At 47.5% G+C, this 14,127-nt stretch carries 10 protein-coding genes and 1 pseudogene; 5 read left to right on the top strand and 6 right to left on the bottom strand.

The window, feature by feature from the left end:
- Positions 1-117: 117 nt before the first annotated feature.
- Positions 118-1,314: a TlpA disulfide reductase family protein gene (locus tag DXA15_RS05640; protein WP_128133390.1), complete on the top strand. Its 1,197-nt coding sequence runs from the start codon at positions 118-120 to the stop codon at positions 1,312-1,314.
- A gap of 48 nt (positions 1,315-1,362) precedes the next feature.
- Here DXA15_RS05640 and ybeY read toward each other — a convergent pair whose 3' ends face one another.
- Together ybeY and DXA15_RS05650 are read right to left on the bottom strand one after the other, a co-directional pair.
- Positions 1,363-1,797 (bottom strand): rRNA maturation RNase YbeY, encoded by a 435-nt coding sequence (gene ybeY / locus DXA15_RS05645; protein ID WP_122326662.1) that lies wholly within the window; start codon positions 1,795-1,797, stop codon positions 1,363-1,365.
- Positions 1,798-1,935: 138 nt separating this feature from the next.
- On the bottom strand, positions 1,936-3,168 hold the full coding sequence (locus DXA15_RS05650; protein WP_128133391.1) for a nucleoside recognition domain-containing protein: 1,233 nt from the start codon (positions 3,166-3,168) through the stop codon (positions 1,936-1,938).
- A gap of 175 nt (positions 3,169-3,343) precedes the next feature.
- Between DXA15_RS05650 and DXA15_RS05655 the strand changes: the two genes are divergently transcribed.
- From DXA15_RS05655 to DXA15_RS05670, 4 genes are read left to right on the top strand one after another with little or no spacing between them, the layout of a single operon-like run.
- Complete coding sequence (locus tag DXA15_RS05655; protein ID WP_128133392.1) at positions 3,344-4,306, top strand: 2-hydroxyacid dehydrogenase family protein; 963 nt, start codon at positions 3,344-3,346, stop codon at positions 4,304-4,306.
- Positions 4,303-5,004, top strand: coding sequence for a DNA alkylation repair protein (locus tag DXA15_RS05660; protein ID WP_128133393.1), 702 nt, complete (start codon positions 4,303-4,305; stop codon positions 5,002-5,004). Before DXA15_RS05655 ends, DXA15_RS05660 begins: the two co-directional genes overlap by 4 nt.
- A 1-nt stretch (position 5,005) precedes the next feature.
- Positions 5,006-6,031, top strand: a complete 1,026-nt coding sequence (locus tag DXA15_RS05665; protein WP_128133394.1) for a virulence RhuM family protein — start codon at positions 5,006-5,008, stop codon at positions 6,029-6,031.
- Entirely contained in the window at positions 6,024-6,767 is a 744-nt protein-coding gene (locus DXA15_RS05670; protein WP_128133395.1) for a TIGR02757 family protein, read from the top strand. Before DXA15_RS05665 ends, DXA15_RS05670 begins: the two co-directional genes overlap by 8 nt.
- 356 nt (positions 6,768-7,123) lie before the next feature.
- Here DXA15_RS05670 and DXA15_RS05675 read toward each other — a convergent pair whose 3' ends face one another.
- The 4 genes and pseudogenes from DXA15_RS05675 to DXA15_RS05690 all read right to left on the bottom strand — a co-directional run bounded on the left by DXA15_RS05675 (position 7,124) and on the right by DXA15_RS05690 (position 14,118).
- The gene (locus tag DXA15_RS05675) at positions 7,124-8,353 is read right to left on the bottom strand and encodes a cyclically-permuted mutarotase family protein (RefSeq protein ID WP_128133396.1); all 1,230 of its coding nucleotides are present in this window, start codon (positions 8,351-8,353) and stop codon (positions 7,124-7,126) included.
- Positions 8,354-8,357: 4 nt separating this feature from the next.
- Entirely contained in the window at positions 8,358-10,466 is a 2,109-nt protein-coding gene (locus tag DXA15_RS05680) for a GDSL-type esterase/lipase family protein (protein ID WP_128133397.1), read from the bottom strand.
- Positions 10,467-10,481: 15 nt separating this feature from the next.
- A pseudogene (locus DXA15_RS05685) lies at positions 10,482-12,490 on the bottom strand (family 20 glycosylhydrolase).
- A 5-nt stretch (positions 12,491-12,495) separates the two neighbouring features.
- Positions 12,496-14,118 (bottom strand): sialidase family protein, encoded by a 1,623-nt coding sequence (locus DXA15_RS05690; RefSeq protein ID WP_128133398.1) that lies wholly within the window; start codon positions 14,116-14,118, stop codon positions 12,496-12,498.
- Positions 14,119-14,127 lie beyond the last annotated feature (9 nt).

Genomic DNA, 14,127 nt, shown 5'->3' on the forward strand with positions numbered 1-14,127 from the left:
AGGTTGCTCCTCAGCAGAGCCTACTTCCTCTTAACATCCTGATACAAAGATAAATTATAAAAGTTAATTAATAATGAATTATCCAACTTTGTTTGGATTTTAAATGGAAAATAGGATATGAAAAAAAAGTATGAGCTATCTTTGCCATTATGTGCATTGCTGTTAACAGGGGCTTGTTCCCATCGTCCTTCTGTTCCAGCAAATGAATTTTTAATTCAGGGATATCTTGAAAATGTATCTGATAGCGCCATTATCGAACTTTGTGTATCGGAAGGCCAATTAATAAAGGAGATAATGAAAGATACGCTTATCAATGGTGAGTTTTCATTGCACGATACGATTACGTCCGGAAAGCGTGAACTATATTTGATGTCCAGCAGTAGAGGCTTTCCCGGTCTTTGGATAAATGTTTGGACTGCCCCCGGTAAATATATAAAGGTAACAGGAAATGATAAATTATTAAAGACTTGGAAGGTGGAAAGCGATCTGCCAGAACAGGTTGAAGAAAACCGTTTTGTGGAAGCTTCTTTTCCCGAACAGTTGGAGGTGTTGAAATATACTGCAGACGAGTATGACTTGCTGCGTACAATGTTTCAGGAACATGCCGATAATGAAGAACTTCAGCGGGCTGATTGGAAACAGGTGGATTCTCTCCGTAAATTAAAGGAGCCTTTGGAAAAAATAATTTTGAAGAAAGAACTTGATTATCTAAGTACAGCCCCAGTATCGTCTGTATGGCTGGATAAATATTTACTGCATGCTTCGCGTTTGCAATGGGATAAAGAAAATCCGTATATTCCTGAAATTAAAGCGTTGTATGCCCGATTGTCTGAGGCTGACAGAGAGACCCCGGCAGGGAAAAATATTACTGAATATATGAATTTGGGAGCGGAAGTGAATGTCGGTGATGAAATGGCCGATGGCGATTTGTATGATTCGGAAGGAAACCTTCATCATCTTTCTGAGTTCAAAGGACAATATATTTTACTTGATTTCTGGAGTATGGGATGTGGCCCTTGTGTACAATCCATTCCGGAGATGGAAGAAGTAACAGCGATATATAAAGACAAATTGGCGGTAGTCAGCATTAGTGGTGATAGTAAAGAAAACTGGAAGAAATTTATTTCCGAAAAGAGTATGACGGGAAACCAATGGAATGAATTGAAAAACGGTCGTACCGGACTGGCTGCACGTTATAAGGTAGTAGGTATCCCCCACTATGTATTGATCTCACCGGAAGGGACAGTACAGGAGATGTGGAGTGGATATGGCCCCGGTTCATTAAAAGGGAAGCTGAAAGAGTTAGTAAAATAGATCATATCCCATACTAATTTGTTTGTTGCAAAAGAAAAAATGCCGGGATTAACTCTCCCGGCACTCTTCCGGCAAAATAGCCAGTGCTTTATTTTCGTTTTCTTCCATGATCTCCCTCTCCCCTGGCCCTTTGTCGTTGATGCCGCATAGATGAAGGATTCCGTGGATGATGGTACGATGCAGTTCTTCGTTGTATGGAGTTTCGAACTTTTCCGCATTTGTTTTTACTGTATCCAGGCTGATGAAAAGGTCGCCCGATATCTTGTTTCCGCTGGTATAATCGAATGTGATGATATCCGTATAATAATCATGTTGCAGATACTGGCGGTTTACTTCCAGAATCTTTTCGTCGGAACAGAAGATGTAACTGATATCCCCTGTCTTTTTACCGTATGTTTCGGCAACTTTTCTGATCCAGTTACTGACAGCCTCTTTCTTGATGGCCGGAAGTTCGATGTCTTCCGCGTAAAATGATATTGTCATAATGCTATTATTATTCTTATTTATCTTTCTGAATGATATGTTAAAAAATATTACCCGGTATAGTATTTTCAAATACCTGCCATATTAATCCGATTTGCCCGATATAGTAGTGACATTTTGATAATCGGAAATAACCTGTCAGGTAAAAAATACATATGTCAAAGCTATTGCCGCAATCACCCCGGCCAAATCAGCCAGCAAAGAACATGGAATAGTATAACGGGTGTTGCGTATACCTATGCTTCCGTAGTAAAGTGCAACCACGTAAAACGTTGTATCCGTCGAACCTTGCACGATGGAAGCCAACCGGCCCACAAATGAGTCGGCACCATAGGTGTTCATCGCATCCAGCATCATCCCCCGTGCACCGCTTCCGCTTAACGGCTTCATCAAAATAGTCGGCAGGCCACCTACAAAGTCTGTATTTAAGCCTAAAGCACCTACGCCTGTCCGGATACCTTCGATGATAAAATCCATTGCTCCTGAAGCACGAAATACACCTATTCCGACCAGGATAGCTACCAGATATGGTATGATCGTTATTGCGGTCTTGAATCCTTCTTTAGCTCCTTCGATAAATGTATCGTATACATTGATCTTTTTGCGGATGCCACTGACAATGAATCCGCAGATGATCGTAAACAATAATGTGTTTGCAAACAAGGTCGAATAAAGGGAAACCTGCTCCTGCTCCAACGAATTGAACAGCCAGACCAGTCCTCCGATAAAAACAGCCAATCCACCGAAGAACAATACCAGATTCTTCTGAAGCAGATTGATCCGCTGTTTGATACAGACAGCTAAAACGGCCACTAATGTAGAGGTAAGGGTTGCCAGCATAAGAGGTAAAAAGACATCCGACGGATTAGCCGCCCCCATTTGTGCCCGATACATCATGATGCTGACCGGAATAAGCGTCAATCCCGATGCATTGATACAAAGGAACATGATCATCGAATTGCTGGCCGAATCTTTTTCTGTATTCAAATCCTGCAACTGCTGCATGGTTTTCAACCCTATCGGTGTGGCAGCGTTGTCCAGTCCCAGCAGGTTGGCGGAGATATTCATAAAGATAGAACCTGTCACCGGATGCTCTTTCGGTATGCCCGGGAAGAGCTTGCTGAAAACCGGTGCCCCCAACCGGGCAAACGACTGGATGACTCCCCCCTTTTCGCCAATCTTCATAATTCCTAGCCAGAGCGACAAGATACCGGTCAGTCCGAGCGATATCTCGAATCCGGTCTTGGCAGACGTAAAAGAGGAATTGATAATCTCTGTGAAGACAGCCGTATCGCCGGCAAAGATAAGTTTACCCAGCGCGACGACGAAAGCGATTAGAAAGAAAGCGATCCAGATGTAGTTCAGAACCATATGTTAGTTGTTATAATTTGTCTTAAACTAAAAAGCAGGGTTGGTAGGATTCATTTATTTTTTTACATGAATATAACTAATCACATCCACTGCTTTTTGATATTATACCTGCAAAAATAGGAATTAATTAACAATAGATTTGTATTTTTGCCTGAATAATAAAACGTAACGACTTATGGCAAAGATATTAGTAACCTACGACATGTTCCGCGAAGGGTTTACCGAGCTGGAAAGTAACTATGACGTGACTTTTCCCGAAGGAAGAGATTTCACTTATGAAGAGGTGTTGGAAATGATTCCGGAATACGATGTTCTATGTTCCATGTTCGACTTTCCGGTGAATAAGGAACTGGTCGATCATGCCCCGAATTTGAAGCTGGTAGCCAACTACGCGGTGGGTTATAATAATATAGATGTGGCGTATTGCCTGGAAAAAGGTATCACCGTAGCCAATACTCCCGACCCTGTCACCGCCCCTACCGCTAACCTGGCTTTGGGACTGATGATCGATACTGCCCGCCGTATCACCGAATGCGACCGCAAACTGCGTACGCTCGGCAAAGAGATGAAGGTGGGTGTACTCGAAAATCTTGGCGTGAATATTACCGGACAGACACTCGGTATCATCGGCATGGGACGTATCGGAAAGGCATTGGCCAAACGTGCGAATGCCTGCGGTATGGAGGTGATTTACCATAACCGCCGCCCACTTTACGTGGAGGAAGAAACGAAACTGAACGTGACGTACGTCTCTAAGGAAGAGCTGTTGGCGAAGTCCGATTTTGTCTCCCTGAATGCTCCTTATACTCCCGATACCTACCATATCATCGGCGAAGCGGAACTGAAGCAGATGAAACCGTCGGCTATACTGATTAATACCGCCCGTGGTCCGCTGGTGGACGAACATGCGCTGGTAAAGGCCTTGCAGGACGGAACGATTCATGGAGCCGGACTGGATGTATTTGAATTTGGCGACTATCCGCTGCCCGAATTGCTGGAAATGGAAAATGTGGTACTGACGCCTCATATCGGCACGCAGACAATGGATGTACGTATCGTTATGGCACGTACCGTTTGCAACAACGTAATCGGATTCCTGGAAGGCGACCGTCCTGTGTCACGCGTCATGCGTCCATGACGGCAGCTTTTGTGTTGAGCGAGCTTCTCTCGGTGGCGAATCCGGAGAAGGCCGCTTTCCTGCAACGTTTTTTCAAGACGGGGCCCGGTGAGTATGCCGAAGGTGATGTGTTTCTCGGGCTGGTCGTTCCCCTCACCCGCAGCATTGCAAAAGCGAATAAGCAGACGCCTTTATCCGAGTTGCAGCTATTGATTGAAAGTGAATACCATGAAGCCCGCCTTTGTGCCCTGCTGATTGTGGTCGAGCAGTTCAAGAAAGCCTCTGAGGCCGACCGTAAGAAATTGTATGATTTCTATCTGGATAATGCCCGGCGCATCAATAATTGGGACCTGGTAGACGTTACCTGCCCGCATCTGGTAGGTCTTTACCTGCTGGATAAAGACCGTACCCGATTATATGAACTGGCGGATAGCGACTGTTTATGGGAGCAGCGGATTGCTATGGTTTCTACCGTCACATTCATCCGTAACCGCGAATATACCGATACATTGGCATTGGCAGAAAAGCTGATGACGCATACACATGACCTGATGCATAAAGCGGTGGGCTGGATGCTCCGCGAAGTCGGCAAAAAAGACCGGGAAACATTAACCGACTTTCTCGAAAAGCACGCTACACGCCTCCCCCGCACAGCTCTCCGTTATGCCATCGAACATTATCCGGAGGAACAACGGCAGTATTTCCTGAAGAAGAAGTAACATGGATGAGAAAAATAATAACAACGAGATATTAATATACCAGTCACAGGATGGAACTATTAAAGTGGATGTTCTGTTTGAGGGGGAAACTGTGTGGCTGTCACAATCGCAGTTGAGTACTTTATTCGGAAAGTCCAAATCGACCATAAGTGAACATATTAAACATATCTTTGAAGAAGGAGAATTGGATTCTTCGGCAGTTGTTCGGAATTTCCGAACAACTGCCGAAGACGGAAAAGAATATAATACCAATTACTATAATCTGGATGTCATCATATCCGTCGGCTATCGGGTAAAATCACAGCAAGGTACCCAATTCCGCATTTGGGCAACTCAACGGCTTCGTGATTATATCACTAAAGGTTTCGCATTGAATGACGAACGTTTCAAAACAGGCTCTTCCATGAATTATTTTAAGGAATTGCTGGAACGTATTAGGGAAATCCGGCTTTCGGAACGAGTCTTTTACCAGCAAATCAAAGATATTTATGCTACAAGTATCGATTACGACCCGTCTGATGAGATGACGCTTTCTTTTTATAAAGAAGTACAGAATAAGTTACTTTGGGCTGTCTGTGGTAAAACTGCCGCAGAATTGGTTTATTACCGGGCCAATGCGTCGTTACCTATGATGGGATTGACTTCTACGACCTATCCCGATAAAGTTCTTAAAGCGGATATAGCTATTGGTAAAAACTATCTGAATGAAGAAGAAGTAAAGATGTTGAAACTAATAGTCGAACAGTTTTTAGCTTTCGCGGAAGCACAGGCAATGGCTCATAAGCCCTTGTATATGAAAGATTGGATAGAAAAGTTGAAACTGGTTCTGACTATGAATGAAAAAAGTATTCTAGAAGATGCGGGACGTATTTCCCATCAGTTGGCTGTACAAAAAGCCGGACAGGAATATACGCAATATAAAGAGGTGCAGCGTGCATCCGAACGTCTGAATAGTATTAAGGAATTGGATGAAGATATAAAGCGATTGAAAAGGAAAGATACTGATACAGGTAAAAAGAATGAATGAAGAAATAAAAGAAAAACTCCGCCGGTGGGCGAATGAATATAATGTTAGCGGTTTTATCAAGGACGACCCTGTCCAGTTTCCCCATCGGTACACGGAGAAAAGGGATATTGAGGTGTCTGCTTTTATTACTTCCTGGATTTCTTACGGACGCAGGGAACTAATCCTCCGGAAAGCGAATGAACTGCATGATGCAATGGGCCCTAGTCCTTACCGTTGGATTAGGAATGAAGGGTATAAGAACTTGGCGGGAAATCCGGTTGAACACGGTAAGAGAGATACTTTTTACCGTTTCTACACCTACTCCCATCTACGTCAGTTGTGCGACCGGCTGAAAAGTATTTATGAAGAATATGACTCGCTGGAAGATGCTTTGTCTGCCAGTCCTTATCCGAATCCGGTGACAAAGATACAGGATATTTTCTCAGGAATTGAAGGGATTCCCGTACTGACAGGGACGTCTGCCTGTAAACGTCTCGCTATGTTCCTCCGGTGGATGGTCCGAAAAGACGGAATTGTAGATTTCGGCATCTGGGAAACAGCCATCAAACCGCATGAGTTAATCATCCCTTTAGATACTCACGTCCATCAGATTTCGCTGGAACTGGGATTGACCGAACAAAAGAATGCTACCCTCAAAACCGCCGTCGAGATTACCGAAGCCTTAAAGAAGGTATTCCCGGATGACCCGTGTCTAGGGGATTTCGCCTTGTTCGGGTATGATATAAACCGGAGGTGAACTATATCCAACCTTGGCATCTTTTAGCGTCAACTAAGGGAGAAACTAATCCGCGGGTCATAACTCCTTATTATTACCCTGTACACCCTGGCTTATTAAGGTGTACACCTTGCGTAACTATCCTGTACAGGGTAGTTTTAATGGGTAAGGACTTTCAGACTAGTTCCTTATTACTTTGAAGTTAGTTGTATACTATATTCGGGTTAGTTCTTATCCGGAGCGTCTGTGTTGGTGGCAGATGACAGATAAGGTTGCAGATGAAAAGAATGTATCTGCAACCTTATATTTGTTGGTTGATAGCAGTTTATGGGAAGAGGTGACAGATGGCAGATTGTTTTCAGAAACTTTATGTAGAACTATTTAATCTCTGCGCAATTCACCTGCGGTGTCCGGATACCCGGCTTCAGTTCACCGTTGACGATGATCAGGCTGTCACCTTTCAATACGGCTCCTGCTCCGGCGCGGGCTAACTGTTCGTAATCTCCCTGCTCGGTCCATTCTTTGGTAAAGGTGTTGTATTGTAAGAGGAATGTATTGAATTTGTACCATTCCACCGGATAATGCATGTACTCTTTTCCCTCTTTTATCAGTCTTTCGAGTCCTTCGAACTCTAATCTTTCTTCGGCCCGCTCCATATAGATGGAACGGTTGAGGGCTGTTAAGAAACGGCCGTAGTTGACGCCGCCCATAAGTAGGATTGAACTGTCGCCGTAAGCTACTGCGCAGCCTCCGGTGAAGGTACGCCAGACTTGGCCTTTGACTGAAGGCAATTTAGTCTCCGTAGTCCAACTTTTTGTAGCCGGATGGTATGAGAGCATATCTGAAGAGACAATTGCATCCACATCCTTTCCATACGCATCCTTGGAAACAGGCTGAAAGCCGCTCGACAGGTAAATACGTACTCCGTCGGCCGACTGTTGGGCGGCTAAGACCGGTTGAAGGCGCGTCTGACCGGGGAAGTCCGGCAGTTTTTCCCAGTTTCCATCGAGGTTTTTGTTCAGTTTCATTGAATAGAAGCTATGGCCGGGTTTCCCGTTCTCATTTCCTCCGGCTACATATATCGTGTGGTCGATATAGGCCGCAGAAAGATTATCCATCGATACGGGAAGTGTATCCAATTTGCAAATATGTGCCTTTTCATCGGACCTGGACATGGACAGCAGATAGACATCGGCTAAAAAATCGGTGCTGTTGTTTCCCCCTATGCAGACGATACCTTCCGGTGTCGTGACGGAGGCTCCGTAGGCAACAGGAAGAGGCAGGTTGCCGGCTTTCTGCCATTGGGCGTTTTTGTCTGAAAGGTCGAGGGCGAATATATCGCTGTAATATCGTTTGGCTCCTCCCTCGGTGACCGGTTTGTCGGGGAAGTTGCAACCGCCGGCAACCAGTAGCATTCCGTTACTGATGCCGACAAAAGGGGCTGAAACCCCTAATGAGGCGGTGTCTGCCATGCCCGGCAAATCGGGTAGTTTATTCCAGGTACAGGTAATCATATGATTCGGTTTAGATGTTGGTGGCTGACTGCATCCGGCTAACATGACTGCCAGCAGGAGAAGACATCCGGTTAATATGGATTTGTTGTACATGATACTATTGTTTCTTTGTTCTGAATATTGAAGCCGGGAGTTCATCGCTGTTGACCAGGTTGGCACGGGTGAATGGTTGCCAGCCGTAGCGGACCAGCTTCGGATTCGTAACCTTCTCACTGCGGATTTTCACCTTTCCATCGATTATTTCGGCCTGGGCGGGGAAGAATAGTCCGTCGTGTTCCGCTATTTCGAATGTGCGTATCGGCTGTCCGTCGGAGGTGTGCAGGCCATTGGCGTAATCGAAGGTGATGTAGGCGGCGTTGTCCCTGAATTCGACTGAACGGAATAAAGGACCAGACGGAGTGAGTGGATGTCCGTATGTCTTGTTGAGTGCCCAACGGGCCAAGCGTTCCCCTATTTCGCGTTTGTATCTCGGATGCACATTCAATGAATCTCCCCGGTCGCTGCTGACGGCCATGCCGCTGTTCGGAATCGTCTCCATCAGTTCACGTTGGCTGTTGCGGAACCAGGTCCAGCTCGGACGGTCGATGCTCGATAGCTGAACGTAATAGAACGGAAACTCTTCTCCCCAGTTTTTGCGCCAGCTTTCCACCAGCAACGGGAACAAACGTTCGTGCGTTTCGATATTTTGGGCATTCGATTCGCCCTGGTACCAGATGACTCCTTTGATCGGATATTGCTGCAATGGTTGGATTCCCGTTTCGTATAGATAGCAAGGCTCATACGGATGGCGTTGCAGTTTGTCGGATGATTTCTTCGTGTTGAGAACCGCACGACCGCGTACCCAGTCCTGGATAAAGTCGTTCTGTGTCCAGTTATACAGTATATCGGTAAATTCGAATTCCAGTGTTTTCCGGTCTATCCAGGCTTCGGTGCCCGACCCCCCTATGGCATTCAGGACGAGTCCGACCGGAACTTGCAGGCTGTCCGATAACATCCGTCCGAAGGCAAAGGCTACGGCCGAGAACTTATCGGCTGTCTGTTCGTTGCATGGTGTCCACCGGGTATCGTGGTAATATTGCAGGCGGTTGAGGGAATCCATGACAGAAATGTCCCATTCCACCGCATTTGTATACCAACGGGGCTGCATATTGAAAAGACGTATTTGTGGCTGTCTGCCCGCATATTCGAGTAGTTCCTTACGCTGGCTGTCTGCCAGTTCGTCTACTCGGAAAGCCATGTTGGACTGCCCGGAACAGAGCCATACTTCGCCGACCAGTACCTCTTTATAGGTCAGTTTTTGTGAAACCGGTAGTTTCTTTTTGCTTTTCTTTTCTGTGGCGGGCGAGGCTTCGATGGTCAGTTCATAAGGACCTCCTGCCTGTAACGGGGCGAGCGTGACAGACCATTTGCCGTTGGAGGCGGTTACAGACTCTTTCTTTTGTCCGGCAATTTGCACGGTTACTTTCTCGCCGGCATTGGCAGTCCCGGAGATGAGTAAAGGTTTTTCCCGCTGTAAGACCATATTGTCGGAGTAAGTGGCAGGCATACGGAGACCTCCGTAGTTGCCGGTCAGTTCCCCGTAAACCGTTTGGGCGAGGATACCGGCTCCTTCCGTGTTCGGATGAAGGGCATCGGGTAACAGGTCCGGGCGGTTGTACAGGCCTTCCTGCAAGTCGATCAGTCCGGTGTTGGCCAGCCGGGCAATTTCTTCGATTGTCTCCTGCTCCATCCAGTACCAGTCGCGGGTACCTGATTTGAAACGCGGATGCCGGTGTGAGATGGGTGTCATCCGGCAAATCCATATCCGGCAATCCGGATTAGCTTCGCGGAACGACGCTATCAGGGAAAGGTAGTCTTTCACGAAATTATCCCGGTAGTTAGGCCAGTTGCGCGGGTCGGTATCGTTGAGTCCGAGGTGGATGACTACCCTGTCGCCGGCAAAGTCGAGTGCCGCTTTGTATTCTTCCTGCTCGCAGTAAGGGCGATGTCCTTTGTTGAGCAGCGTGGCACCGCTTTTACCGAAATTCACCACTTCGTAGCCGTCTCCCAGCATGCGTTGCAGTTGAGCCGGATAAGAATTGACCTCCCGGTTCTCTATGCCTGCGCCGTATGTCACGCTATTACCTACACAAGCTACCTTAATCTTATTCTGACCGTAGGCAGTTGTGCAAAGTAACAGGCATAATAGTAAAAGAGTTTTTTTCATTGTATGATAGTCTGTTTATTTCTTTTTATCCGGTGAATAGACCAGGCCGTCGACCGCCTTTTCACCGTCAGGGGTGACAAAGACGAATGTGAACATCCATTTGTTCAGCCTGACTTCGGGAAGCGTGAACTTTCCGACGGGAAGTTTCAGGAAAACCTTGTTCCATCCCTTTTGCAGGTGTACCCTGAGTGGTTCCCTGGCAACACAGTTCTCATTCCCCAGCGCGGTTTCATTCGATTTTACGGTATGTGTCGCAGTCCATTCCGGCGGAAGCAGTTCCCGGTCGTTCAGCCATACGCGGCTGCCTTTGTAGTCCCACTTGCCCTGCGGTGGCGCCAGGTCCATTTCCGAACGGCCGTAGTTCTGGAATTCTATCCAGGCACCAGCTTCCTGGTCTTTGGGCGAATATACCCAGGTCCAGGCATAAGCGGTATGGTTTTCTTTCGGGTCTTTGTAAAAGCCGGGAACGAGTGTGCCCCATACGTGGCGCAGATAGATTCCGGCACCGATAGTTTCGTTTGTTTCGTAGGTTTTCCCGTCATAGGTATAGCTGTTTTGCAAGGCCGTTTCAGGTGGGAACACGCTATTCAGGTCGCCGTTGTTGGGGAATGCATCGGTGATGCGCCATTTCACGTTTGTCTGTTTTACGTATGAAAATGGGTATCCTTTGAAATGATGCTCTTTATGCCAGAGCATTCGTTGTTCGAATTCGGCAAAGGAAGTGTATGCGCGGCTGTCTTCGGAAGGCAGGTTTGTCCCTTCTTTATCGAAGTATTCGTAGCCTCCTCCCCGCCAGGCACGGTCGGCTATGGCGAGCATGTTGGGATACAGGTGGTTTTCCCGTATCATGTTTTCTTCCGGTTGTACCAGACGGTCGTTCCAGACAGCCAGGATGACGCCTGCCATATCATCGCTGCCTTCGGTATGCCCGTAGACGGTACTGTTGTATAAAGCACGGATGTCGGCAAAGGTATCGAAATGGTTCAGATAATGGAAACGGGAGTCGATGGCCGGTATTCCCGGTTGGGTTTTTCCCCGGTAACTCCACAGGTGTGTCATATCTATTTCCCCCGGTTGGTAATGCCATCCTGGGTTCCAGGAGATTGCTTTTTTGCCTTTCGACCGGACGAATGCGACCATCTCCGGCACAAACCGGGGGTTGGTGAACTCCACTTCGTCGGTCCCGATATGCAGATAAGGCGTATCGAATGTTTCGCAGGCTTCTTCTATGAGCTGTTTCAGTATTTTCATTCCTTCCGGACTTTGCATGTCGTGGTGGAAGGTACGTATGAAAGCGGCACTGTGCCGGGCATGTCGAGTTCGGGTATCAGCATCACCTGGTGTTGTTTGCAGAATTCAACAAGTTCCTTTGCCTCTTCCTGGGTATAATATTTGCCCGGCATGCGGGTTGTATTGATGCTGTCGTTTATCATCGGAAAGACTTTGCTTTCCAGACGCCAGGACTGGTTCTCGGTGAGATGCCAGTGGAAAACATTGATTTTGTAACGGGATAAAATGGCTATTTCCCGTTTCAGTTCTTCCAGGGAGATATAACTGCGACCTACGTCCTGCATGAATCCGCGGATACGGAAGGCAGGCCAGTCTGTAATCCGGCATCCGGTGATATAGGCTCTGTCCCCTTTCTTTTCCGTTAGCTGGCGGAGGGTTTGGATAGCCCAATATACTCCCTGTTCCGTGGTGGCCTCGATGATGATGCCCTGGGAGGATACCTGTAGTTTATAGGCTTCGTTTGCGTTCAGTTTTGCTTCCGGCAATTCTTTTACAAGTTTTACCTGTAGTTTATATTTGCTGGCGGGGTTGATGCTGATGTTATTCTCCTGCAACCAGGCTGTAACTATCTGTTCCGTATTCCCTTCTGCCTGGAGGGCGATTTCTTTTTCGGAGAATGTTTGCCTGTTCCAGTCTACCTGTTGCGGCCAGGGAAGCAAGTGCGGGATACCGGCAGCATAGGCCATCGGTATCCATACACATAGTATAAGTGTTATGAACAGTTTTTGTTTCATCGTATTTATTTAATCAGGTCTGTTAGCTTGATAGCCTGGAAGGTCATGTGCGCTACACTTGACTCGTAGAAGATACCGACTGTTTCCTTGTCGATCATAGACAGACAGGTGTATCCCCATCCTTCGGCTTCGTCCAGTAATACCTGATGTTCTGCCGGCCAGGTCAGGCCACCGTCGAGACTGGCTTTAATCGTGATATGGTTGCGCCCTTTCGTGGTGTTCGGATTGGAGAACAATAACAGTTTCTTTCCGGTGATGTTGTCTTCCACATCCACTTTGATGAGGCTTGCCATACAAACCGGTTCCTGCAAGGCACTGCGGCTTGAAGGATGCTCGGTCCAGGTCTTGCCCAGGTCTTTGGTAACGGCTACGGCACGGCTGCCGCCACGGTTATCGCGCATGTTGAGCATCAATACACCCGGCTCTACTTCTACCACTTGTGCTTCGGTCGTATTGGTGCGTGCCAGGTTATGCAGATGCCAGGTTTGACCGCGGTCTTTGCTGTACATTACACCGGCATTCGGTACACGCGTCGCGTCGATGAACTGGATGGGGAAAACCAGTGTGCCGTCCTGCATGGTGATGCCGCGTCCCGGGCCCTGCAACAGGAAGTACCAGGAAGGGTCTTTCACCTGCGAAGTAATGTTGATAGGTTCGCTCCAGGTCTTTCCGTCGTCTTCGCTCTTGACAAGCATCAGTTGGGCCGTTTCATCGGGAGTCATGCCCGGCATAGAGTTCCACCAGGCGCGTCCGTTACCCATTCCGTGAGTCCAGGCAGCAACAATCCAGATGGTGTTTGTCTTTTCGTCTACCAGGATGGACGGGTCACCTACGCCGTTTTGTGCATGAGGCAGGCCACCGGTCTCACCGAAAGTCATGGCTACCTGCATCGGCTCCCAGGTTTGTCCCTTGTCCGTACTGCGGCTCACGCCTATGTCGACCATTTCCTGCAAGTCGACACTGCTGTTGTAACGGATATCGTAAACGCCGAGAAGCGTGCCGTTGTTGGTCGTAACCAGTCCCGGGATACGGAAGGCAGCCGAGCCGTCGTCGCCTGCCTGGCGTACACCGACACCTACGCGGCGGGGTGCTTCTGCTTTCCCTTTCCATTCGATGGCTGCGGGTTTGTTATTGATGGTGGCCTCCGGCATCGTGAAGGATACTCTCGACAATAAAGAGGTCTCCGGTTTCATTTCGATGCTTACCCAGAAGTAGTTGGGGCCTTTTACCATCGGCTGTTTGGAAGACAGCCTGATTGTCTTTGCCGGGGTGGTAACTTCATCTTGTTTGACAGAATAAGAAGGGTTCGCGGCGCGTGTCTTACCCGGTGTGTAACTGGTAACGTATGTCACCGGGTTGAAGTGCGTGCCTTCCCTGGACGGTGCTTCCGTGCCGCTATAGAATAACCGTACGGATTTTATGTCAGACAGGTTCGTCTCTTCTCCGAATTGGAGTGTGAAGTTATTTAATACATCTCCCTTCTGAGCGGGAATACGCATTTCCAACAGTACATTGTCCGTACGGTCTATCAGAATAGGAATCTGCTGTTCCCTTACGTACAAGCTGTCTGCTGCAAAGGCGGTTTGTGCGATGAATAGAAGACAGAGATAAAAGATGCTTTTTTTCATGGTGATTGT

It is taken from the genome of Parabacteroides sp. AM58-2XD (assembly GCF_003463685.1).
Lineage (GTDB): Bacteria > Bacteroidota > Bacteroidia > Bacteroidales > Tannerellaceae > Parabacteroides > Parabacteroides segnis.